General features: G+C 75.5%; 18 protein-coding genes and 1 pseudogene. 1 reads left to right on the forward strand and 18 read right to left on the reverse strand.

The features are described 5' to 3' along the window. A pseudogene (locus ACI2LW_RS00975) lies at positions 1-923 on the forward strand (hypothetical protein); the annotation flags it as partial. Here the strand turns inward: ACI2LW_RS00975 and ACI2LW_RS00980 are convergent. The 18 genes from ACI2LW_RS00980 to ACI2LW_RS01065 form a co-directional block, all read right to left on the reverse strand. Further along, positions 878-3,193, reverse strand: a complete 2,316-nt coding sequence (locus ACI2LW_RS00980) for a beta-ketoacyl synthase N-terminal-like domain-containing protein (protein ID WP_404728983.1) — start codon at positions 3,191-3,193, stop codon at positions 878-880. The pseudogene ACI2LW_RS00975 and the gene ACI2LW_RS00980 sit on opposite strands and share 46 nt — an antisense overlap. After that, on the reverse strand, positions 3,193-4,227 hold the full coding sequence (locus tag ACI2LW_RS00985) for an aminomethyl transferase family protein (RefSeq protein ID WP_404728984.1): 1,035 nt from the start codon (positions 4,225-4,227) through the stop codon (positions 3,193-3,195). Before ACI2LW_RS00985 ends, ACI2LW_RS00980 begins: the two co-directional genes overlap by 1 nt. 152 nt (positions 4,228-4,379) lie before the next feature. Then, a complete protein-coding gene (locus tag ACI2LW_RS00990; RefSeq protein ID WP_404728985.1) occupies positions 4,380-6,398 on the reverse strand; it encodes a GNAT family N-acetyltransferase in 2,019 nt (672 codons plus the stop codon). A 45-nt stretch (positions 6,399-6,443) separates the two neighbouring features. Continuing rightward, positions 6,444-6,953, reverse strand: a complete 510-nt coding sequence (fabZ, locus tag ACI2LW_RS00995) for a 3-hydroxyacyl-ACP dehydratase FabZ (RefSeq protein ID WP_404728986.1) — start codon at positions 6,951-6,953, stop codon at positions 6,444-6,446. A 2-nt stretch (positions 6,954-6,955) separates the two neighbouring features. Further along, entirely contained in the window at positions 6,956-7,246 is a 291-nt protein-coding gene (locus ACI2LW_RS01000; RefSeq protein ID WP_247464076.1) for a phosphopantetheine-binding protein, read from the reverse strand. 73 nt (positions 7,247-7,319) lie between these two features. Next, complete coding sequence (gene fabG, locus ACI2LW_RS01005) at positions 7,320-8,081, reverse strand: 3-oxoacyl-ACP reductase FabG (RefSeq protein WP_404728987.1); 762 nt, start codon at positions 8,079-8,081, stop codon at positions 7,320-7,322. Next, positions 8,078-9,106, reverse strand: a complete 1,029-nt coding sequence (sbnB, locus tag ACI2LW_RS01010; protein WP_404728988.1) for a 2,3-diaminopropionate biosynthesis protein SbnB — start codon at positions 9,104-9,106, stop codon at positions 8,078-8,080. The genes fabG and sbnB overlap by 4 nt, the downstream gene beginning before the upstream one ends. Continuing rightward, positions 9,103-10,161, reverse strand: a complete 1,059-nt coding sequence (gene sbnA, locus ACI2LW_RS01015) for a 2,3-diaminopropionate biosynthesis protein SbnA (protein ID WP_404728989.1) — start codon at positions 10,159-10,161, stop codon at positions 9,103-9,105. The genes sbnB and sbnA overlap by 4 nt, the downstream gene beginning before the upstream one ends. Beyond that, on the reverse strand, positions 10,158-12,500 hold the full coding sequence (locus tag ACI2LW_RS01020) for a lantibiotic dehydratase (RefSeq protein WP_404728990.1): 2,343 nt from the start codon (positions 12,498-12,500) through the stop codon (positions 10,158-10,160). The genes sbnA and ACI2LW_RS01020 overlap by 4 nt, the downstream gene beginning before the upstream one ends. Further along, positions 12,500-13,693 carry a PLP-dependent aminotransferase family protein gene (locus ACI2LW_RS01025; RefSeq protein WP_404728991.1) on the reverse strand — a complete coding sequence of 398 codons (1,194 nt, stop codon included), beginning with the start codon at positions 13,691-13,693 and terminating at the stop codon, positions 12,500-12,502. The genes ACI2LW_RS01020 and ACI2LW_RS01025 overlap by 1 nt, the downstream gene beginning before the upstream one ends. Positions 13,694-13,698: 5 nt before the next feature. After that, positions 13,699-13,977, reverse strand: coding sequence for an acyl carrier protein (locus ACI2LW_RS01030; RefSeq protein ID WP_404728992.1), 279 nt, complete (start codon positions 13,975-13,977; stop codon positions 13,699-13,701). After that, positions 13,958-15,478, reverse strand: coding sequence for a class I adenylate-forming enzyme family protein (locus ACI2LW_RS01035; RefSeq protein WP_404728993.1), 1,521 nt, complete (start codon positions 15,476-15,478; stop codon positions 13,958-13,960). Before ACI2LW_RS01035 ends, ACI2LW_RS01030 begins: the two co-directional genes overlap by 20 nt. Beyond that, positions 15,465-16,589 (reverse strand): ACP S-malonyltransferase, encoded by a 1,125-nt coding sequence (locus ACI2LW_RS01040; RefSeq protein ID WP_404728994.1) that lies wholly within the window; start codon positions 16,587-16,589, stop codon positions 15,465-15,467. Before ACI2LW_RS01040 ends, ACI2LW_RS01035 begins: the two co-directional genes overlap by 14 nt. 319 nt (positions 16,590-16,908) lie before the next feature. Continuing rightward, positions 16,909-17,715, reverse strand: a complete 807-nt coding sequence (locus ACI2LW_RS01045) for an ABC transporter permease (protein ID WP_404728995.1) — start codon at positions 17,713-17,715, stop codon at positions 16,909-16,911. Next, a complete protein-coding gene (locus ACI2LW_RS01050) occupies positions 17,712-18,671 on the reverse strand; it encodes an ABC transporter ATP-binding protein (RefSeq protein ID WP_404728996.1) in 960 nt (319 codons plus the stop codon). The genes ACI2LW_RS01045 and ACI2LW_RS01050 overlap by 4 nt, the downstream gene beginning before the upstream one ends. Before the next feature lie 457 nt (positions 18,672-19,128). Next, the gene (locus ACI2LW_RS01055) at positions 19,129-20,028 is read right to left on the reverse strand and encodes a hypothetical protein (protein WP_404728997.1); all 900 of its coding nucleotides are present in this window, start codon (positions 20,026-20,028) and stop codon (positions 19,129-19,131) included. A gap of 165 nt (positions 20,029-20,193) precedes the next feature. Further along, positions 20,194-21,477 carry a DUF6745 domain-containing protein gene (locus ACI2LW_RS01060; RefSeq protein WP_404728998.1) on the reverse strand — a complete coding sequence of 428 codons (1,284 nt, stop codon included), beginning with the start codon at positions 21,475-21,477 and terminating at the stop codon, positions 20,194-20,196. Between the two features lie 20 nt (positions 21,478-21,497). Continuing rightward, a complete protein-coding gene (locus ACI2LW_RS01065; RefSeq protein WP_404728999.1) occupies positions 21,498-21,824 on the reverse strand; it encodes a hypothetical protein in 327 nt (108 codons plus the stop codon). Positions 21,825-21,865 lie beyond the last annotated feature (41 nt).

Below are 21,865 nucleotides of genomic sequence, written 5' to 3' on the forward strand. Positions count from 1 at the left end.
TTGGGACCACCGAGGGCCCCATCGCCGGCGGCGGGACCGCCGGAGGTCCGGTCACCGCGGGTTCGGTCGCCGGTGGCGCCGGGGATCCGGTCACCGAGTGCCGGACCACCGGCTCGATCGCCGCAGGCCCCAGCGCCGGCGGCAGGCCCGCCGGAGGACCGAGTGCCGTGCGCCCGAGCCTCGGCGACGGGACCGCCGAGAGCCCGGTCACCGCGGGTGGGACCACCGAGGGCCCGGTCACCGCCATTGGGACCACCGAGGGCCCCATCGCCGGCGGCGGGACCGCCGGAGGTCCGGTCACCGCGGGTTCGGTCGCCGGTGGCGCCGGGGATCCGGTCACCATGTGCCGGACCACCGGCTCGATCGCCGCCGGCCCCAGCGCCGGCGGCAGGCCCGCCGGAGGACCGAGTGCCGTGCGCCCGAGGCTCGGCGGCGGAACCGCCGAGAACCCGCTCACCGCGGGTGGGACCACCGAGGGCCCCATCGCCGGTGACGGGGCCGCCGGCGGGCCGAGGGCCGGCGGCGGGGCCGTCGGGGGCCGGGCCGGCCAGGGCCCGGTCGTCGGCAGCCGGGCCGCCGAGGCCCGAGCCGTCGCCGGGTCGGCCACCGACGGCCCCCTCCCCCGCGGCCGCACCAGCCGGAGGCAGGCCGCCGGCAACCCCCTCACCCGCAACCGCACCACCCACGGCCAAGCCACCGGCAGCACCCTCGCCGGCGACCTGGCCCGGGCCGCCCAAGGGCGGGGTGGCCAGGGGCGGTTGCTCGGCCGGCGGGTGGGGTTCGCGGCGTCGCGCGGGGCGAGCGGCCCCGGTGCCGGCCGCCGTGCGGGGCGGCGTCACCGTGCCGGCGCCGAGCAGGAGTCCCCTCAGGCCGCCCATCACGCCTCCGTGTCGAACACGGCCGCCGCGTACGAGCCGCCGTAGGCGAAGCTGGACAGCAGCAGCCGGCCGAGCGGCCGGCCGTCGCCGAGCGCGGCGACCAGGCCGAGGGCGCCCGCGCTGCCGTAGGTCTCCCCCAGCAGCGCCTTCGGCGCGAGCACGGGGCGGCCGTCGAGGCCGGCCAGGCGCAGGGCGCGGGACTGGGCGAGGTCCACCAGGCTGTAGCCGGAGGCCGCGGACACCACGGTGTCGATCCCGTCGGGGCCGGTCCCGGCCTCGGCCATCGCCGCGCGCAGCGCACGCGCCCAGGCCTCGCCGTCCCGGCCGAGGCGGCCGATGCCGGCCGGTTCGCCGGAGGCGCCGTAGCCGCGGACGCGGGCGAGGACGTCCGCGCCCCGGGCGGCGGCCGACTCCCGGCTCTCCAGCAGGATCGCCGCGGCGCCCTCGCTGAGCACCATGCCGGTACGGCCGCCGGGGACCACCCTCGCGTCGCGGGCGTAGCCGGGGAGCCCGGCCTGGGTGGCCAGGGCCTGCTCGGGGAACTCGTCGGCGATCACGACCATGATCCGGTCGGCGGCGCCGCGCGCGATGACGCGGGCGGCCAGCTGCAGCGCCAGCACCGAGCTGGTGCCGCCGTTGGCGATGGTGGCGGTGTAGCCGCGGTAGCGGTGCAGCATCGCCACGTGCCCGGCGGCGGCGTTGACGACCGTGTTGGCGAACAGGGCGGGGTTGGCGCCGTTGATGCCCTGCCGCAGGACGCCCTTGTGGAACTGGAGGACCGAGGTGACCGGGCCGTAGCCGGTGGCGAAGACGATGCCGGTGCCCTCGGCCTCGGCCCGGGTGGGCTTGCCGTGCCGGCCGTACAGGTCGGCGACGGCGGCGGCGGCGAGCAGGCTGAGCGGGTCCATGCGGCGGGCGCGGCTGGGGTTGATGCCCCGGGCGGCGGCCCGGACGTCGATCCGGCCGACGGGCACCGGCCCGATGCCCTCGACGTGCTCGCTGCCGGTGAAGCAGGGTCGTTCCTCGGCCAGGGCGGCGAGCAGGCCGGCGGTGTCGCGGGCGGCGCCCGCCAGGCCCGCCGCGCCGGTCACCACCACGTCGTGCACGGACTCGGTGCGGCGGCGGGCCGAGCCGGGCCGGCCCGGCCGGTTGAGCACCACGGAGGCGTTGTTGCCGCCGAAGGCGAAGGAGTTGGACAGCACCACGTCGGGGGAGGCCGGGCGTCCGGTGTCCGGGACGATGTCCAGGCCGAACGGCTGCTCCACGCCCCTGGTGTTGATGGTCGGCGGCAGCGTCCCGCGGTCGATCGCCAGGGTGCTGACGACCGCCTCCACCGCGCCGGCCGCGCCGAGGGTGTGGCCGATGATCGACTTGGTGGAGCTGGCGGGCGGCACGGACGAGCCGAACAGCAGCTTGACCGCCTTGGGTTCGGAGGCGTCGTTGGCCGGGGTGCCGGTGCCGTGCAGATTGAGGTAGTCGACGTCCTCGGGGCCGTATCCGGCCGTGCGCAGCGCCTGTGCCATGGCGGCGCAGGCGCCCTTGCCGCTGGGGTCGGGGGCGGTCTGGTGGTAGCCGTCGCAGGACAGGCCGTACCCGCCCAGCTCGGCCAGCGCCCGGGCGCCGCGCGCGGCGGCCCGCTCCGCCGATTCCAGGACCATGAACCCGGCGCCCTCGCCGAGGGTCAGCCCGCTGGAGGCCGACATCGGCGAGCAGGGCTCGCCGTCCAGCGCGCCCAGCGCGCTGAAGCCGTACGCCGACAGGGAGGCCAGCGGGTCCACGCCGCCGCAGATGACGTAGTCGACGTCCTGCTTCCACAGCAGCTCGGCCGCGTAGCCGAGGGCGACTGCGCTGGCGGCGCAGGCGTTGGAGAGGACCACGCGCGGGCCGCGCAGGTCGAACTCGGCGGCGATGTAGTCGCCGACGCAGGGCAGCTGGGAGGCCGCCGCGGCCTCGGCGTCCAGCCTGCCCTCGTGGACCAGGCCGGCGTGCACGCCCTCCAGCGTCGGCATGGCGCCGAGGCTGGAGCCGACCACCACCGCGACCCGGTCGCGGTCGACGGCGTCGAGGTCCAGGCCGCTGGTGCGCAGGGCCTCGCGGATGGCGGTGGCGGCCAGTGCGTAGCAGCGGTCGAGGCCGGCGGGCTGCTCGGCGGTGACCATGCCCGCCCACTCGGTCAGCAGCTCGGAGGTGTCGAAGAGGGTGTTGGTGCGGATGCCCGAGGTGCCGGTGGTGATGGACGACCAGCCCTTCTCGGCGTCGTCCCCGGCCCCGGTGATCAGCCCCAGGCCGGTGAGGGCGATTCTCGGTGTGGTCATCAGGAGATCCTCGTGGTGAGCGAGCGGGCGATGACGCGGGGCAGGGTGACCGTGCGCAGCGGACGCTCGGCGCCCTGCTCGTCGCCGGCCGCCAGCTCCAGGCCCGGGACCCAGAAGGGGGCGTCCAGCAGGGCGAGGACCAGCTCCTCCTCCGGGTTGGCGGAGGGCGCCTGCCACAGCACGGTGCCGACGGCCTGCCCGGCGGCGGTGACCTTCGCGCCGGCGGCGAACCGGCTCTCGGCGGGGGCGGCCAGCGCCCCCAGCCGGGCGGTGCCGGTGGTCGGCTGCTCCAGGCCGTCGGAGCCGTGGAACTCGCCGACGCGGTTCCAGTCGATCATCCAGGACAGGTCGGCCTCGTTCACCGTCAGTCCGGCGAAGCCGGCCGCGTAGACCGCCATGCCGGCCTCTGCCTGCACACGGGCCAGGCCCTCGGGACCGACCGGCGCCCCGCCCTGCTCGGCGACGGCGGCCAGGACGGCCTCATGGGCGGCGCCGGGGGCGTTGCTCAGCAGCAGGTAGCCGTACTCCCCGGTGGTGCCGACGCGGGCCAGGTGGGCCAGGGCGGCCGGCTCGCCGGGCAGCGCGGCCTCGGTGACGGCGTGCAGGGTCAGCCCGGAGATGTCGAAGTCCACGAAGCCGGCGGCCACGGACCAGGCGGTGGGGCCCTCGAAGGCGCCGGCGCCCCAGCCCTCCGGCTCGACCTCGACGGTGACGTCCTCCGGGACCTCCAGCTCGGCGAAGTAGCCGCGCAGTTCGTCCGCGGTCACGGCGGTGCGGGGCAGCAGCCAGGCGTCGTCGCCGATCTCGAAGTGCAGCAGGATCGCGAAGGGGGTGCCGTCGGCGTTCAGCGCGAGCGCCTCGCGGACGGTGTCCGGCTCGACGAACTCGCCGGACTTGGCCAGGAAGCGGTCGAGGAAGGTGATCCGCTCGTCTCCGGTGACGCGGACCAGGGGCGCGGTGATCCGGTAGGCGCCGACGGTGGTGCGGACGGTGGTGTAGTCGTCCGTCTCGGTGCGGAGCGGGGCGGTGGTCATGGTGACGAGGTCCTTTCGGTAGGTGTCGCGGTATGGGTGCGGTATGTGCGTCGTGACGGATGTGCCGCGCGCTTCGGCGCGGTGTGCCGGGGCACCGTGTACCTGGGTGCCATGTGCCCGGGCACCGTGTGCCGGAGCTCCATGTGCGGCGGTCACACGCCCGGTGCGTGGCCCACGGACAGGTGCCAGGCGGTGTCCCCGCCCGCCGGTGCCACGCAGCCGACGAGCAGGCCGGACGGGGTGGTGCGCAGGACGATCTCCGCCTCGGCGGCGGGGACCGCGGGCCGGCAGGTCAGCCAGCTGCCGTCGGCGAGCCGGACGGCGGCCGCCGCGGCCCAGAGCTGCCGGAAGTCCGCGGAGTCCAGCTCCCACCGGCTGCCGGCGGAGTCGACGGCGACGGTGGTGCGGCGGGCGGTGTGCGGGGTGAGCCAGAGGACCGTCTCCTCCTCCGCCACGCCGGCGGGCGAGGAGAGGGCGACCCGGACGGGTGCGGCGGTGTCGCCGGGCGCGTCGAGCTCCCAGGCGATCCCCTCCTGCGGCCCGTACAGGCCGAGCGGGTGCTTGTGCTCCCAGGCGCCGGTGGAACGCACCCCCCAGCCGAGGCCGGTGGCGCGGCTGTGCCGGGCAGGCTCCGCGGTGACCCACAGGCCCGCGCTCCAGCGGGGGTTGTTGCCGAACGCCCGGACGCGCGGGTGGGGACTGCGCAGGACCTTGACCATGCCCTCCTTCCAGGAGGTGACGCCGGCCGCGGCGGCGTCCAGCTGGACGCGGCGGGGGCCTTCGAGGGGCCGTACCGCCGGCGCCGTACGTCCTCCGGGGGCGGTGCGGCGGTGGAACTCGGTGCGCAGCCGGGCCACGCCGTCCGGGCCGGGTTCGAGGCCGCGTTCCAGCAGCCCGCTGTGGATCAGCCGGACCGGTTCGCGCACCGGCGTCCGGACGGTCCACCCGGTGCCCGTCCAGGCCGGCTCGCTGCCGGGCGGGAGAACCCGTGCGGCGGCGACCACCTCGGAGGCGTCGCGGACGCCGAGGCCGAGGCCGAGGGGCCCGGGCTCCTCCCCGTCCAGGGCGAGGGTGCCCTGGCGGAGGCCGACCGTCTGGAAGAGGCGGCCGGGGCGGCGGGTGAAGGCGAAGTCCTGGCTCAGCACACCCCCGTCGAGGGTGACCGTGCCGACGACCTCGTCCTCGCCGCACCGCTCGGTGATCCGCACCCCGCCGGGCACGGGGACCAGCTCCAGGTCGCGGGGCTCGCCCTCGCGCCAGCCGGCCGGGCGGTCGGCGCGGCAGGCGGGCCAGGTGGAGACGAACACCGGACCGTGGTGGCCGTCGGCCAGCACCCGAACGGTGCCCTCGTCGCCGTCCACCTCGACCGCCAGGCCGCCGGAGGCGAACCGGTGCGGCGCCGGCCGGCGCGCGGCCCGGATCCGGTACGGCGGTTCGGCCACCCGCAGCTCGCGGCTGTCGCCGCCGGGCCCGGCCAGCTCCGCCCGCCGTACGGCGCCCCGGTCGACGTCGACGCTTGCGGTGAGCCGGAACTCCCCCACCGCCAGGCAGTAGTCGACCGTGCGGACGCCGTCGACCACGCGGACGTCGGAGCGCAGTTCGTCGTCGCGCGACTCGGTGACGGTGCCGAAGCTGTTGAGCCCCCCGAGGGCCGCCCTGACCTCCGGCCCGAGGTCGGCGAAGACGCTGCGCAGGATCAGCGGGATGTAGTTGTGCAGTTCGACGTTGCCGTCCTCGCCGGGCACGGTCTGCCCGACGGAGACGCAGCCCACGCGCCGGTACAGCCGGAACGCCACGGTGTTGGCCGGGTTGACGGTGAGCCGCAGCACGAGGCAGCCGGAGCGCACCATCCACTCCACGGCCTCGGTGAACAGCCGTCCGGTGATCACGCCGTTGCGGTAGGCGGGGGCGACGAAGAACATGTCGGCGATGAGCTCCCCGGCGCGGGCGGAGCGCCGGCCGGTGTTGTGGAACAGGCCGAAGGTGCCCACCACACGCCCGCCGTCGACCGCCACCAGGAACGTCGCGGTGTCCCGCTCGGCCAGTTCGCGCCGCAGTTCGTCCCCGGTGATGCCGCCGGCCACCGGGTTGGGGTTGTCGCGGTGGCGGTTGTAGAGCTCCGCGATGTCGTGCGCGTCGCCCTGCTCGTACGGGCGGATCGTGATGGACATTCCACACCTCCTTCTGCTGGGTGCGTACGGGATTGCGGGCGGCGGCTAGGACTTGCGGCCCGTGGTGACGATGAGCGAGCCGGCGGCGGCCAGTTCACCGCCGGCACTGGCCCGCACCTGGACCTGCCGCAGGCCGCCCAGGCGCTGGCCGAGCTTGGCGTCGAGGGTGAGCTGGTCGCCGGGGACCACCAGCCGGGAGAACTTCATGGAGCTGATGGAGCCGAGGTAGCCGACGCTCCGCGCGGGGTCGGCGTCGCCGGACGGCTCGGGGGACTCCAGCAGTTCGGCCACGTACACCACGGCCACCAGCTGGGCCATGGCCTCGACGATCATCACGCCGGGCATGATCGAGTGGTCGGGGTAGTGGCCGGCGAAGAAGGGCTCGTTGACCGAGACGCTCTTCACCCCGCGGCCGGACACGCCGGGCACGACGTCGTAGGCGCGGTCGATCATCAGCATGGGCCAGCGGTGCGGCAGCATCCGCTTGATGTCGTCCGAGGAGTAGCTCAGCTTCTTCTTCGCGGCCCGGGCCGGGGCATCGGGGGTGACCGTCATGCTCACACCTCGCGGGCTTCGACGAAGTCGACCAGGGCGTTGATGGAGCCGAAGGCCTCGAAGTCGTCGTCGCTGATCAGCACGTCGTACTCGTTGTTGACCATGACGACGATCTCGAGGGTGTCCAGCGAGTCCATCTCCAGGCCGCGGCCGAACAGCGGCTGGTTGTCGGAGACGACGGCCGGCTCCACGTCCAGCCCGAGCCGGTCGATGATCATCGACTTGACCTTCATGTTCTTCTCCAGGCGCGCTTCGGCCTGGCTGCGGATGTCCTCGTAGGTGGCGGTGGACATGGGTGTTCCTTTCGACGAGTGGGTGAGAGAGAAGACGGCGAGGTGACACATCGTCAGGCAGGGAAGTGCGTGGCTAGTTGGGGATCATCCCGCCGTCGACGGTGAGCACCTTGCCGGTGATGTAGGACGCGGCGGGGCTGGCCAGGAAGGCGGCGGCCTGGGCGACCTCGGCGGGCGTGCCCATGCGGCCCATGGGGATCGCCTGGAGGGCCTCCTTCATCTGCGCCGGCGGCACCTTCTTGACCATGTCGGTGTCGATGAAGCCCGGCGCGACCACGTTGACGCGGATGCCGCGCGGGGCGACCTCGTACGACAGGGTCTTGGCCAGGGAGATCACGCCGCCCTTGCTGGCCGCGTAGTTGGCCTGGCCGGCCCGGCCCGCGATGCCGCTGGTGGAGGCGATGAGGACGATCGCGCCGCCGCTCGCGTACATCTGCTTGGTCGCCTCGCGGGCGGTGTAGAAGGTGCCGGTCAGGTTGGTGCCGATGACCTCCTGCCACTTGGCGCCGCTCATGGCGGCCAGATGGCCGTCGGCGGTCACGCCGGAGTTGAGGACGGCGACGTCCAGGGAGCGCCAGGCCGCCTTGAGCTCCTTGTACATGGCGGCCACCTGGGCCTCGTCGGAGATGTCGGCCCGCAGCGGCAGGGCCTCGCGGCCCAGGGCGCGGATCCGCTCGGCGACCTCCTCGGCCTTGGTGTCGTTGGAGCGGTAGTTGAGGGCGACGTCGCAGCCGTGCTCCGCGAGCGTCAGCGCGATCGCCGCGCCGATGCCGCGGGAGGCGCCGGTGACCAGGGCCTTGGTGCCCGGGGCGAACAGGGTTCCCGGCGTGCTCACGCCGCACCTCCCAGCAAGGCGGCGGTCACCCGGTGGCTGCCCGGGTCGAAGCCCGCGGCCTCGGTGCCCAGGCCGGCCTCGGTGGCGGCCCGCAGGACCGCCTGCGCGACCGCGAGGTCCAGGACGCCCAGGCCGAACGGCGAGAAGACGACGGTGCGGCCGGTGGCCGGCGGCTCGGTGCAGCCGAGCACGGACGCGATCTCCGCGTGCACGAACTCCCGGTGCCCGGCCTCCTGTTCGGCCTTGTGCAGGGAGGTCTGCTCGCGTACGGCGTGCTCGATGTCGTCGACCACGTTGTACGCCTGGAGCACGGAGGCCGTGCTCAGGTCGCGCAGCGACAGGTGCAGGATCACCTGGCCGGCGGGCCGGGCGGGGTACCCGGCCAGGTCCAGCCAGTACGTGGAGTCGGTGGTCGCGATGGACACCGTCTCGGCGGCGAGCGCGTCGCCGACGTCTCCGGCGCGGAAGGCGATCCTCGGGTACTCGGACTCCAGTTCGGCGGCGAGGACGTCGGCGCGGCCCGGCACGACGTCCTGGAGCACGACCGTCTCCAGCTCCGGGTGGGTCAGGGTGAGGAAGGCGAGGACCCGCTGGTTGATCGTGCCGCAGCCGATCAGGCCGGCGGTGCGCACCCGCCGCCCGCCGTGCAGGGCGCCGGCGGCGAGGGCGGCGCTCGCGGCGGTGCGCGAGGCGGAGATACGGCTGCCCTCCATCAGGGCCGTCGGGTAGCCGGTGTGCAGGTCGTTGAGGATCTGCACCGAGGAGGCCCGCTGCAGGCCCCGCTCGACGTTCGCCGGGAAGGACGAGATCCACTTCAGTCCCATCACCGGCTCCGGGCCGCCCAGGTAGGCGGGCAGGGAGATGATGCGGGAGCCGGCCGGGGCCGGCGGGCGCAGGAAGCTGGAGAAGGGCACCTGCGAGTGGCCCTGGCCGTGCAGCACGTAGGCGGTGCGTACGGCGTCGAGGACGACGGGGTCGAGACCCTTCAGGGCGGCGTCGACGTCGTCCCGTCCGAGGATCCTCACGGCTCACTCCTTTCGTGGTCGGGGTCCGGCTGGGGGTGGGATTCCTGGAAACGGCTCTCGACCCAGGCGTCGCTGTAGATCGTGTCGAGGTAGCGGTCGCCGCCGTCCGGGAGCACCGCCACGCAGGTGGCGCCCGGCTCCAGCCACTCCGCGGCGCCCTCGAGCGCGGCGATCACGGCGCCGGAGGAGCCGCCCGCGAGGATGGACTCCTGGGCGAGCAGCCGGCGGCAGCCGCGCACGCAGTCGAGGTCGGTGACCTTGACGACCCGGTCGGCCAGGTGCGGCCGCAGCAGCGGCGGTACGACGGCGGCGCCGTGCCCGGGGATGGTGCGCCGGTGCGCCCGCTCCCACGGCTCCGGCGGGCCGAAGATCACGCTGCCCACCGCGTCCACCGCGACGACCCGGGTGGCCAGTCCCTGCTCGCGGGCGTACTCGGCGCAGCCGCGCAGCGTGCCGGTGGTGCCGGCCGCCAGGAACAGGTAGTCGGGGCCGCCCGGCAGCGCCTCGCAGATCTCGCGCATGGTGTGGTGGTGCGCGCGGGCGTTGTGCTCGTTGGCGTACTGGTTGGGCCAGTAGGCGTCCGGGACGCTCTCCAGCAGGGCGCGGACACGGGCGATCCGGGCCGGCAGGTACTCGCCGGTGGCCGGGTCGCGGTCGACGACCTCGACCCTGGCGCCGTAGGCCCGCATGATGGCGGTGTTCTGCGCGGTGGTGCGCGGGTCGACCACGCAGATCAGGCTGAGCCGGTAGAAGTTGCACAGCTGGGCGAGGGCGATGCCGAGGTTGCCCGAGGAGGACTCCACGACGGTGGAGACACCGGGGACGAGCTTGCCGGCCTTGATGGCGTGCTCGATCATCGACTTGGCGGCGCGGTCCTTGATGCTGCCGCCCGGGTTGAAGCGCTCGCACTTGGCGTACACCTGGAACCGCGCGGGCGGGAACAGCCGGTCGAGGGCGACGAGCGGGGTGGAGCCGATGGTGGCGACGATGTCGGGGTCCCGGGAGCGGGTGGCGTCGAGCGCCACTGCCGCCCCGTCGGAGGCGAGGACGGTCATTCCGGCACCTTTCTGCTGATCTGGAGCCGCAGTTCGCTGACGTAGCGCTCGCCGTCCGCGTCGGTCAGCCAGGAGTCGTCCGGGGCCGGCAGCGGTTCGCCGAGCGTCACGGCGGCCCCGGGGTCCAGGCGCCGCGCGGTGCGGACGAGGTTGGCGAAGGAGAGCACGAGGGTCGGGCTGGTGAAGTCCACGAGGGACGGCTTGGTCTCCTCGGGGAACTTCACGAACAGCTGGTCGGGCAGGGCGTGTTCGCTCACCCAGCGGCGTACGGCGAGGTAGTCCCGCTCCCGGTCGGCCTTGTCCGGCAGGGCGATCTGGGCGACCGGCAGCCGCCAGGTCTCCCGGAACAGGACCAGGTCGTCCAGCAGCACGCGCGGGGCGTGCTCCCGGTCGAGCCCGATCTTGAAGGCGTCGGCGGCGATGATGGAGACGGGCACCGCGAGCAGCTCGGCGAGGGACCAGCGGCGGCCGTCGGGGGTGGTCGCGGTGACCGTGCCGTCCGTCTCGGCGAGCGTGATCGCCGCCGCCGGGTCGACGCGGGTCCGGTCGTCGTAGGGCGCCCGGGTGAACCCGATCAGCCGGTCCCCCGCCCCGATCGGCGCGGGCACCATGCGGCCGCTGTTGCGCTTCCACTCCACCGGCAGCAGCGGCACGAGCCGGGGCGCGTCGATCGCCGCGTTGACCTTGTCCCGCAGCGAGCCGCTGTCGCAGGTCCAGTCGAGGAAGGGCAGGTCCAGGGTGGCGAGGCAGGCGTGCAGTTCGCCGAGTACGACGGTGTACGCGCCGGCGTCGAACGCCTCCGGGGAGGCGGCCACCACCTGGAGGTCCGGGCTGTGCACGGCCAGGTGCGGGGAGCGCACCGGGCCGGTGGCGAAGACCGCGCGGGCCCGCCCCTCGACGTCCGCCGTCCTCAGCCGCACCGGCAGGGAGGCCGGGGCCGCCGGGTCCAGGTCGAGCACCTGCCGCCACTTCTCGGCCAGTTCGCGGGTGGCGGTGTGCACGGGGGTGGCCCGCTCGCCCCAGAACAGGCCGAGCACCTGCGGCCACACGTCGGCGAGGGCGACCTGTCCGCCGGGGCGGCGGGCCGCGGCCCGGCGCACGAGCGCGGCGACCTCCGTCTCCACCAGCTCGGCGAGCCGGTTGCCGAACCAGTCGGCCGCGTCCGCGACCAGGGCCAGCGGGCGGGCGATCGCGTCGAGGAAGTCCCCGCCGAGGTCCACGCGGCAGTCGCGCAGGCTGTCCTGGTAGCACAGCGTGCGGCCGGCGTAGGCCTTGCCCTCCTCGCGGGAGGCCGCCTGTCCCGTCGTGGTGACGAAGAAGTCGTCGAGCCGGTCCAGGGCCGCGACCAGTTCCTCGGCGCTGCCGGCGCGGTCGATCTGCGCGCGCAGCCGGTCCAGTTCGGTGAGGACCGCCTCGCAGCGGACGAACAGCTCCGGGTCGCCGATGCCGGCCACCCGGCGCCGCAGCACCTGCTCGGCGCGGACGTCGACGGGGATGTTGGCGTCCCAGGTCAGCACCCGCTGGGCGAGCAGCCGGGTGAGGACCTTCTCCACGCGCCGCCGGGCCGTCGCCGCCTCCCAGCCGGCCGTGGCCGTCAGCTCGTCGGTGATGGCCTGGCCGCCGCGGTCGCCGTCGGCCAGGCGCAGCACGGCCACGTCGTCCTCGCGCAGCCGCAGGGTGCGGCCGCCCGGCAGGAGGAGCCGGTCGCCGTCGAGGTGGACGTCGGGCCGCAGCACCGGCGGGAACCACCAGCGGGCGCCGGGCTGCGCCGTCATCCAGTCGGCGAGGGCGGCCACCGTCCAGCGTTCGAAGAAGGTACGGCTGCCCGCGGTGAGCGAGGGGCCGTGGCTGAGGTCCAGGGCGCGCCGCCGCTGCCCTACGGAGATCCACGCGCCGGGCCCGAAGAAGCCGATGGTGTCGGCCTTCGCGCAGTACCGCAGCCAGTACATGGCCAGGGTGCGTTCGCGCTGCCGGCGTTTGGACTCCTTGCCCTTGCGGGCGGCGAGCGAGTCGAGGATGCGGTAGACGGTGCGGTTCTGCCAGGCGATGGCGGTGCGCACCCGGTCGTCGGTGGCGAGGCGGGCGAGCCGCTCGGACTCGGCGTCGGTGTCGGCGCGGTAGGCGGCGCGGAAGGCGTCGCGGGCCGCGTCGCCGGTGTCCGCCAGGGCCGCCGCGCGGGCCGCCCGCGCACCGCCGAGCAGCTTCAGCCCGGAGACCGGGAAGCCCGCGCTGCGCAGCAGGCCGACTCCCCACACCTGCCAGTGGCTGTCGCCCAGCCGGTACGCCGGCGCGAACGCCGACCCGTCGAGGCCCTGCCGGGTGTCCAGTGTCGTGGTCATCAGGCCGCTCCGCGCAGCGGGGAGGCGGGCGCGGACAGCGCGGCGGCCAGACGCGTCACGCCCTCGGCGATCCGTTTGCGCGGCACGTTGCTGAAGCACAGCCGCAGTGCGTCGGCGTGCCCGCCGTCGATGCCGAAGTGGCTGCCGGGCACGTAGGACACCCCGTGCTCGGCGGCGGCAGCGGCGAAGCGGGAGGTGTCCACGCCGTCGCGGTGCCGCAGCCAGAGGTAGAAGCCGCCTCCGGGCCGCTCCCACTGCCAGGGTCCCCCGGTGCCCAGTTCGGCCTCGAGCGCGTCGGCCATCAGGGCGCAGCGCTCCCGGTAGCTGCGGCGGTAGGCGTCGAGCAGGTCGTCCCAGCCGGCCCGGGTGTGGAACGCGGCGAGCGCCGCCTGGGCCAGCGCGGACGGCGACAGGGCCATGACCTCGGTGGTACGGCGCAGGGTCCGCGCGACCGGTTCGGGCGCCGCGATCCAGCCGCAGCGCAGGCCGGGCGCGAAGACCTTGGAGAAGGTGCCCAGGTACACCACGCGCTCGGGGTCGAGGGCGTGCAGGGCGGTGGTGGTCGTGCCGTCGAAGGAGAGCAGCCCGTAGGGGTTGTCCTCGACGATCAGCAGGTCCAGCTCGCGGGCCGCGGTGAGCAGTTCGTGGCGGCGGGCCACGGACAGGGTGGCGCCGGTCGGGTTCTGGAAGGTGGGGTTGCAGTACAGCAGCCGTACCGTGCGGCCGGCGGCGCGCAGGTCCGCGACCGTCCGCCGCAGCGCGGCCGGGTCCAGTCCGCCGGCGTCCTCCGGCGCGGCGTGCGGGGTCAGTCCGGCGGTGCGGAAGGCCGCCGCGGCGCCCGGGTAGGCGGGGGTCTGCACCAGGACCGTCTCGCCGGGCACGGCGAGGCCGAGGCCCACGGCCATCAGGCCCATCTGGGAGCCGCCGGTGGGCACCAGGTGGGCGGCTTCGGCGGTGGTGCCCTCACGGCCCATCAGGTCGGTGATGGCCGGGACGAGGGTGCCCGCCACGTGCGGGGTCGTGTACTGGAGGGTGAGCCTGCCGCCGAGCCGGACGAGCCGGGAGAGCTGGGCGGAGATCGTCTCCAGGGGCAGGACGTCCAGGTCGGGCAGTCCGCCGGCGAACGAGATGACGTCACCGCCCCGTTCGAACAGCCGCGGCATCTCCACCGCGGGGCGCATGTCGGTCCACATGGCGGTCAGCTCCCGGCTCTGGCCGGCAGCGCGGCGGCCAGCTGTTCCTGGACGGAGCGCCACAGCCCGGCGGAGGAGGTGAGCGAGGGGTCGCCGATCACCTCGGGGTCGATCTCGATGCCGTACTGCTCCTCGACCGCCATCACCAGGGCGATGGTGTGCAGCGAGTCGACGCCGAGGTCCACGAGCGGGGTCTCCGGGTCGGTGACGGTCACGGCGCAGACCCGCTCGACGAGCTGGTCGAACTGCGACTGGGCCGGCTGGTCAGACTGCGACTGGTTCATGGGTGGTCCTCGTCGGGTCGGAGGGGAAGGTCGGGGTGTGCGGCGCCGGCGGCTCCACCAGCCGCCGGGCGGCCGCGCGGTCTGGCTTGCCGTTCCTGGTGAGCGGCACGGTGTCGATGAGGGTGATCCGGTCGGGCAGCCGGGCCCGGTCGAGCCGCAGGGCCAGGTGGGCGCGGATCTCCTCCGGGGCGAGGGCGGACTGCACGGCCAGGTGCAGCGGTCCGTCCTCGGGTTCGGGGCGCAGGGCGACCGCGGCGGTCACGCCGGGGATGCGTTCGGCGGCGTCCTCGATCTCGGTGAGGCCGAGGCGGATGCCGCGCCGTTTGATCATGTCGTCGTCGCGGCCGGTGAAGTAGAGCCGGCCGTCCTCGTCGAGCCGGCCCTGGTCGCCGGTGCGCAGTTCGAGCGTGCCGTCGGGCAGGCGGACGTAGCGCCGCTGCTCCTCCAGGGGCACTCCCCAGTAGCCGGCCATGACGGTGGCGCCCCGGACGACGATCTCGCCGGTCTGTCCCGGGGGCAGGGTGGTGCCGTCGGGGCCGATGATGCGGACCTGGTCGCCGGGGATGGGCCGGCCCACGGAGTCGGGGTGGGCGGCGTACTCGGCGGGGTCCAGGATGGAGATGCGCTTGCACTCGGTCATGCCGTACATGGAGGCGAAGACCGATCCGGGGAAGGCGTCGAGGAGTTCGGCGGTCACCGCGCGGCCCGGGCGGGCCCCGGTGTTGGTGAACAGCCGGACCCGGGTGGGCCGCCGGTGCTTGCGCTGGAGCAGGGTGAGGATCTGGGCGAGCGAGGGGACCAGCGGGACGACGGTCACGCCGTGCTGTTCGATCACCCGCAGCAGGCCGACGTCGCCGGCGCGTTCGGCCAGCACCAGGGTGCCGCCGGTCAGCGCGCACAGCAGCGCCTGGTAGAGGCCGTAGTCGAAGGAGAGGGGCAGCCGGCACAGCACCACGTCGTCGGCGCGGTAGCCGAGGCAGGCGTTGATGGCGTCCAGGGAGGCCAGCATCTGCCGGTGCGGGCAGATCACGCCCTTGGGGCGGCCGGTGGTGCCGGAGGTGTAGATCAGCACGGCCACGGCGTCGTCGCCGGTGCGGGCCGTGAAGTCGTCGGCGGGGGTGCCGAGGACCTCCTGCCAGGCGCGGGCCGGCTCGACGGTGCGCCGGGCCCGCCGGCCGGCGCCGGGCGGGCAGATGGCGAGGGCCGCGGAGCAGTCGCCGACGATGTGGTCGAGCTGGATGTCCGTCAGGCCGGGGTGCACGGGAACGAAGACCGCGCCGATGCGCAGGGTGGCGTAGAAGAGGGCGAGAAACGAGCGGTCGTTGCCGCCGGCGTGGACGACCCGGTCCCCGGGCGTGACGCCCTGGGCGCGCAGCCAGCCGGCGGCCCGGTCCACGGCCAGGCCGAGTTCGCGGTAGGTGACGGGGCCGTCGGAGTCGACGACGGCCGGGTGGTCGCCGCGGTCGGCGCGGCGGTGGGCGAGGAGGTCAGACACCGGCATGGGCGGGTTCCTCCTTCCGGGCGGCCGGGGCGGCCGGGGCCGCCGGGGCCTCGGTGTCCGCAGCGGGGGTGGTCGGGGCGGTGGCGGTCGGAGTGACGGGGGTCGGGGCGGTGTGAGTCGGGGCGGTGGCGGTCGGGGTGGCGAGGGTCGGGGCGGTGTGAGTCGGGGCGGTGGCGGTCGGGGTGGCGAGGGTCGGGGCGGTGGTGGTGAGCCGGGCGTGGACCTTGCCGATGTCGCGGGCGGAGCCCACGGGCAGGACGGCGAGCTCGGGGTGTTGGCGGCGGAGGATGGCGGTGAGGGTCTTGGCCGGGGGCAGGGACACGGTCAGCCCGGGCGCGAGCCGGGCGAGGCCGAGCAGGCACAGGTTCCAGCGCACCGGCCGTACCACCTGCTCGACCAGCCGGCGGCGGATCACCTCGGGGGTGGCGAGCACCTCGCCGTCCGCGTTGGACAGCAGCAGCCCGCGGGGCGGTGCGAAGCGGGTGGCCTCGGCCGCGGCGGCGAAGGCCTGCCGCGCGGACTCCATGTACGGGGTGTGGAAGGCGCCGGCGACCGCCAGCGGCTTGACGGTGGCGCCGGGCGGGGGCGCGGCGGCCAGCCGTTCGAGGTCCGCCGTGAGCCCGGCGGCGACGATCTGGCCGGGGCCGTTGAACGTGGCGGCGGTCAGGCCGAGTCCGGCGATCCGGGCCAGCACCTCGGCCTCGGTCCCGCCGACCACGGCCGCCATCGAGGTGGGCGCCTCGGCGCAGGCGGCGGCCATCGCACGGCCGCGGATCGCCGCCAGCCGTACGGCGTCCACGGGTGTGAGGACGCCGGCGTACACGGCCGCGGTGAGTTCGCCGACGGAGTGGCCGGCCGCCACCACGGTCCGGCCGGCCGCGGCCGGGGCCAGCGCCTCGTGCGCCAGCACGCCCTGGGCCACCAGCAGGGGCTGGGTGTGCTCGGTCCGGGCGATCTCGGCGGCCGGGGCCCGGGTGCCGAGGTGGACCAGGTCCACGTCCGCGGCCTCCGACCAGGCCCGTACGCGCTCGGCGTACACCGGGTCGCGCAGCCAGCCGGCCAGCATGCCGGGGGTCTGGGAACCCTGGCCCGGCGCGATAATTGCGAACATATGTCCTATCCCCCTTTCGTGTCGAGTACCTGTCGCGCGGCGCTGGGCCGGAGGGCGGCGGTACGGCGGTGCGGTGTGAGCGGTGCGAACGGTGCGGTGTGGGGGGAGGCGGGCGGTGCGGGCGGTGCGGTGGTGGGGGCGGTGCGGTGGTGAGGTGAGCGGTGGGCGGTACGGGCCCGGACGGGTGCGGGTCCCGACGCGTGCGGGCGCGGACGGGTGCGGGACCCGATGACGTGCGGGCGCGGACGGGTGCGGGACCCGATGACGTGCGGGCGCGGACGGGTGCGGGACCCGATGGGCGCGCGGCCCCGGGCGGCCGTTACTGCCGGCCGGTGCTCTTCGCGAACCGGCGGACCGCCATGAAGGAGAAGCCGGCGAACCAGGCGACGATGTTGACCACCGCGCCCGTCAGGCTGCAGTGCTCGCCGCTGAAGGTGTAGCCCTCGGTGAGCCAGTAGCGGGCGAGGGTGGAGACGCCGTACATCGGCGTGTACCGCGAGATCTCCAGCATGGTGCCGCTGAGCGGGATGAAGAGGTTGCCGAGGAAGGCGAGCGCGGTCATGGTCAGGCCGGGCATGTGCATCACGACCTCGGGCTTCAGGGCGAGACCCAGCGCGATGCCGAGCGCGGCGAACACCCCCGCCCCCAGCCAGGCCACCAGCAGGGACGTCACCCACACCTTGGCGTCGGCGTGCGCCCCCGTGACGGCGCCGAGGACCCCGACGATGGCGACCGGCACGGCCGCCATGACCACCGAGCACACCACCTTGACGAGCAGGTACCCGGGCGGGGCGAGCGGCGTCAGCGCGATGGTGCGCATCCAGCCGGCGGACTTCTCCACCGAGATGGTGGCGGCCGAACTGGTCGCGGCCATCGCCGCGCCGTACACGGCGAGGCCGATCATCATCCAGGCGGCGAAGTTGCCGTGCGGCACGGACCCGTGGGCCGGCGCGGTGCGGAACAGGGCGAGGTAGAGGACCGCCGGGAGGAGCAGGGTGAAGATCGTCGTCTGGCGGTTGAAGCGGCGGCGCAGCTCGTAGCGGACGAAGGTCGGGTTGACGCCGCTGAAGGCCGAGGTGCGCGGGGTGCGGGCGGGGGCGGCGGCCGGCGCGGTCGCGGTGGTCATCGCGGGCCCTCCTGGGCGGTGGTACGGCCCTGGTGGGTGAGGGCCATGAAGGCCTCCTCCAGGCTGCGCGGGGCGACCTCGATCTCGGTGGCCGAGGTCCGCGTCACCAGCAGCCGCAGCAGGGCGTCGGAGTCGGTGGCGTCGAAGTAGTGGCGCTCGCCGCGGACCGTGCAGGAGCGCACCTGCGGGGAGGCGGCCACGGCCTGGGCGTCGTGCGGGCTGATCAGGGCGGAGACGGTACGTCCGCTGATGGCGGCGCGCAGGGACGAGGCCGAACCGTCGGCGACCACCCGGCCGCGGTCCACCATCACCACACGGTCGGCGAACTGGTCGGCCTCCTCCATGTAGTGGGTGGCGAACATGACGGTCATGCCGCGCTCGGCGTCCTCCCGGACGGTGGCCCAGAACTCCCGGCGGGCGGCGACGTCCATGCCGGCCGTCGGCTCGTCCAGCACCAGGAACTCCGGGTCCGACAGCAGCGCGACGGCGAACCGCAGCCGCTGCTGCTCACCGCCGGAGCACTCGGCGACCCGCCGGTGGCGCAGTGCGGTGATGCCGGCCCGGGCCATGACCTGCTCGACGTCGGCGCCGGAGTGCAGCGAGCCGAGCATGCGCACGGTCGCCTCGACCGTCAGGTCGGGCAGCAGCCCGCCCGACTGCAGCACCGCGGCCACCTGCCCGGCGCGCACCGCGAGCTGCGGCGCCCGGCCGAACAGCTCCACCTGGCCGGAGTCGGGACGGGTGAGTCCCAGCAGCATGTCGATGGTGGTCGTCTTGCCGGCGCCGTTCGGCCCGAGGAAGGCCACGACCTCGCCGCGCCGGATCCGCAGATCGAGCCCGTCGACGGCGGTGAACTCCTCGCCCTTGGCGTTGGTGAAGCGCTTGACGACCGAGCTGAGCACGGCGGCATCCGGGGACGTCACCTCCCTCGCTGCCGGCCGGGATTGCGTGTCCATCAGCATCTTGAGTCCTCACCATGTCCGTGGCCGCTTGGCGGGCCGTGTATCTGGCGAGAACCAATCTCCCGTGCCGCACTATCGCCGCGGCCCGGCGCCGCTACGGGCCGGCTATCGAAGACCTATCGGGGGCCGCGCGGCCTACGCGTTCCGGGCCGCCCGACGCCTCGGGGGCGGCCACCGCCGCCCGGGCCGGCGCCCGCCGCGCACGGCGGGTACGCCCTCGCCCGCGCCGCCGCTCTGACCGAAAACCCGCGGCGCACACGCGGCGCACCCCGGCGCGTCATGGGGGCTCCCGGGTGCGCCATGGGTGCGCCAGGGTGCTCCCGGGCGCGGGCGCACGCGGGGATCGTAGGGGGCCCGCACGTCGGGGGGTGGTTCCTGCTCGCGGCCCGGGACGGCGCGTCCGTGGCCTCGCGGGTACGGTTCGGCACGTCCGCGACCTCGCGGGTGCGGCTCAGGGAGCGTCCGCCACCTCGCGGGTGCGGCTGAGCGCGTCCGCGACCTCGCGGGTGCGGGGATGGGCGGCGCCCTGGACGCGGGCCATGTCGGCGAGGAGGGCGGTGAGTACGGCGGTCGCCTCGGCCTCGCGGCCGACGTGGTGCAGCAGTTCGGGCCGCTGCTGACGGGTGCGCAGCGCGCGGGGGTGATCGGGGCCGAGGACCCGGTCGACGGCGGGCTGGAGCGCGGCCAGTTCCGTCGACGCCGCGGCCGCGTCGCCGGCCGGCCCGTGCCAGTAGGCGAGGTTGACCCGGTACGTCAGCGTGGTCGGATGGTCGGCGCCGAGCGCCCGCTCCGCCTCCCGCGCCGCGAGCGCGAACTCCTCGACCGCCCGCCCGCGTTCCCCGGCCGGCCCCTGCCAGTAGGCGAGGTTGACCCGGTACGTCAGCGTGGTCGGATGGTCGGCGCCGAGCGCCCGCTCCGCGTCCCGCGCCGCGAGCGCGAACTCCTCGACCGCGCGCCCGCGTTCCCCGGCCGGCCCCTGCCAGTAGGCGAGGTTGTGGCGGGCCACCAGGGTGTCCTGGTGCAGCCGGCCGAGGGCGGCCTCCAGCCCGGCCACCGCCCTGGCGTGCGCGTCGACCGCGGCGGTGTCACCGGCCTCGCCGGACCAGCGCCCGAGGTCGGCGAGGGCGTTCAGGGTGACCGGGTGCGCGGGGCCGAGCCGCCGCTCCAGCGCCACGACGAGCCCGGTGCAGGCGTCCCGCGCGCCGGCCGCGTCCCCGGTCAGACCACGGCACAGGGCCGCGAGGCCGCGTGCGTCGGTGACCAGCGGGTGGTCGGGGCCCAGCTCCCGCGCCGCCCGGGCGGCGGGTTCCGTCAGCCGGTCCCGGGCGGTGGCCGCGGCGCCCGCCTCCATCTCGCAACGGGCCCCGTGCAGCCGCGCCCTGATCGTGAACCTCCCCTTCCTGCTGTGACCGCCCGGGCCGGCCCGGCGGCCAGGACCGTCCCGACGCCGCGGCGGCCCGGGGGCGCGCGGCCCGGCGGCCCCGCGACCCAGCGGCCTTGCCGCCCGGCGGCCCGCTCAGGTCTCCCTCTGCGGCACGTACTCCGCCTCGGACAGTCCGAAGGTCCAGGCGACGCCCTCCTTGGCCGTCCGGGTCCGGGGCGGCACGCGCAGCCAGTAGGTGCGATGGGTGCCGTCCGGCTCGGGCGTGGAGTTGACCACCTCGACCATCACCAGCGGCTCGTCCCCCTCCAGTTCGATCCGCCACAGCACCCCGGCCTCGTCGCGCTGCACGGGCTCCGCGCCGGACTCCTCCAGATACCGCTCGTAGCCGTAGTGCTCGAGCATCACGCGGCGCAGCTCGGCGTTCTCCTCCTCGCGTATGCGCCGCGGGGTGAGGGCCGCGAGACCGCCGAGGAACTCGCCGGGCACCGGCATGCCGTGCCAGGCGTGCAGCGCGAAGCCGTCCGGGAAGGCGAGCGCGGGTCCGTCCCCGCGGTGCAGCCGCCCGGCCTCGTCACGGCGCAGTTCCACGGGGCGTTCCGCGACGATCGCCGTCCTCTCGTACGGCCACCACCAGCCGGCCGCGCGGGCGACCGCGGCGATGCCCCGCAGTTCCTCCCAGCCGTCCCGGCCGTCGAAGGCGGCCAGCCAGGCGGCGTCGTGCTGGCCGAGGACCGCGTCGAGGAGCACGAGCCGCACCGCCTCCTCATCCGCCGCGCCCGGCCCGCTCGCCGTACCCGCTCGGTCCACCGCGCCCGGCCCGCTCGCCGTACCAGCCGCATCCCCCGTCTGCGCACCGTCCCCGGTACGCGTCTCGTCCCCTGCACGCGTCCCGTCCCCCGGCGCGGCGGCCACTGTCTCGACCACGCCGGTCCGGATGCGTTCGGCGAGCGCGGTCGTGCCGGGCCACAGCGCCGCGCCCGTCAGGGCCCAGTGCCCGGCCCAGCCGGCCGGCCCGAGCCCGGCGCAGACACGCTCCCGCGCGGCGGCCCACGGCCGGGAGCGCACCTCGTCGCGGACGCTGCGGCCGGCCCTGCCGTCGGCGGTGAGCCGTGCGGCCAGCAGCGCCCCCGCCCGGGGCGAGCCCACCCAGACGATCTCCCCCGGTTCCGGCAGGCCCGCCAGCCGGTAGGCCAGGCGCACGCCCTCCTCCGCCGCCGCGCGGTCCGCCGGGCCGGTCGCCGCGGCCACCTCGCGCCACGCCCCCGTCACCTCCGACGCCCCCGCCGCCTCCGCCGCCTCCGCCTCCGCCGCCTCCGCCGCCTCCGCGTCCGTCGCCGTACCCGCCGGCGCCGTCCCCACGGTCGGCGTCCCCACGGTCGGCGTCCCCACGGTCGTCGTCCCCACGGTCGTCGTCATCGTCGCTCTCCCCCGATTCCTCAGTCCGCCACGACGCGTACCGCGCCGGGCACGTACTCGCGCTGCCGCACCACCCGGTACCAGCCCTTGGGCAGCGGTATCGCCGCGTGCTCCTCGTGCACCACCCGGCCGCCGTCCGGGAGATGGAGGTAGGCGGCGCCGAACGGCCCGGTCTCCCGGACCAGCGTGCCCGGTCCGACCACCGCGTGGGCGTGCCCGGTGACCTCGCCGAGCGCCAGGACGAGCCGCCCCCGGGCGTCCCGCGGCCGCCGCGGCAGCCGGTCGGTGCCCGGTGGCACGGCCGCCTCGGCGACGGGCACGATCAGGACGTCCCCCTGCCGGTACATACGTGTCTCCCTCCGCCGTCGGCATCGCGCCGACCCGATGC

Source organism: Streptomyces sp. NPDC004065, from assembly GCF_044903565.1.
In the GTDB taxonomy this organism is placed as follows: domain Bacteria; phylum Actinomycetota; class Actinomycetes; order Streptomycetales; family Streptomycetaceae; genus Streptomyces.

What these genes read in the sequence shown, in the direction of transcription:
- ACI2LW_RS01065 (WP_404728999.1), bottom strand. Translation starts at nt 21,824, where the DNA reads ATGTACCGGCAGGGGGACGTCCTGATCGTGCCCGTCGCCGAGGCGGCC.
- ACI2LW_RS01040 (WP_404728994.1), bottom strand. Translation starts at nt 16,589, where the DNA reads ATGTTCGCAATTATCGCGCCGGGCCAGGGTTCCCAGACCCCCGGCATG.
- ACI2LW_RS00980 (WP_404728983.1), bottom strand. Translation starts at nt 3,193, where the DNA reads ATGACCACACCGAGAATCGCCCTCACCGGCCTGGGGCTGATCACCGGG.
- sbnA (WP_404728989.1), bottom strand. Translation starts at nt 10,161, where the DNA reads ATGACCGTCCTCGCCTCCGACGGGGCGGCAGTGGCGCTCGACGCCACC.
- ACI2LW_RS01055 (WP_404728997.1), bottom strand. Translation starts at nt 20,028, where the DNA reads ATGGAGGCGGGCGCCGCGGCCACCGCCCGGGACCGGCTGACGGAACCC.
- ACI2LW_RS00985 (WP_404728984.1), bottom strand. Translation starts at nt 4,227, where the DNA reads ATGACCACCGCCCCGCTCCGCACCGAGACGGACGACTACACCACCGTC.
- ACI2LW_RS01000 (WP_247464076.1), bottom strand. Translation starts at nt 7,246, where the DNA reads ATGTCCACCGCCACCTACGAGGACATCCGCAGCCAGGCCGAAGCGCGC.
- ACI2LW_RS01030 (WP_404728992.1), bottom strand. Translation starts at nt 13,977, where the DNA reads ATGAACCAGTCGCAGTCTGACCAGCCGGCCCAGTCGCAGTTCGACCAG.
- ACI2LW_RS01060 (WP_404728998.1), bottom strand. Translation starts at nt 21,477, where the DNA reads ATGACGACGACCGTGGGGACGACGACCGTGGGGACGCCGACCGTGGGG.
- ACI2LW_RS01050 (WP_404728996.1), bottom strand. Translation starts at nt 18,671, where the DNA reads ATGGACACGCAATCCCGGCCGGCAGCGAGGGAGGTGACGTCCCCGGAT.
- ACI2LW_RS01045 (WP_404728995.1), bottom strand. Translation starts at nt 17,715, where the DNA reads ATGACCACCGCGACCGCGCCGGCCGCCGCCCCCGCCCGCACCCCGCGC.
- fabZ (WP_404728986.1), bottom strand. Translation starts at nt 6,953, where the DNA reads ATGACGGTCACCCCCGATGCCCCGGCCCGGGCCGCGAAGAAGAAGCTG.
- ACI2LW_RS01035 (WP_404728993.1), bottom strand. Translation starts at nt 15,478, where the DNA reads ATGCCGGTGTCTGACCTCCTCGCCCACCGCCGCGCCGACCGCGGCGAC.
- ACI2LW_RS00990 (WP_404728985.1), bottom strand. Translation starts at nt 6,398, where the DNA reads ATGTCCATCACGATCCGCCCGTACGAGCAGGGCGACGCGCACGACATC.
- ACI2LW_RS01020 (WP_404728990.1), bottom strand. Translation starts at nt 12,500, where the DNA reads ATGACCACGACACTGGACACCCGGCAGGGCCTCGACGGGTCGGCGTTC.
- ACI2LW_RS01025 (WP_404728991.1), bottom strand. Translation starts at nt 13,693, where the DNA reads ATGTGGACCGACATGCGCCCCGCGGTGGAGATGCCGCGGCTGTTCGAA.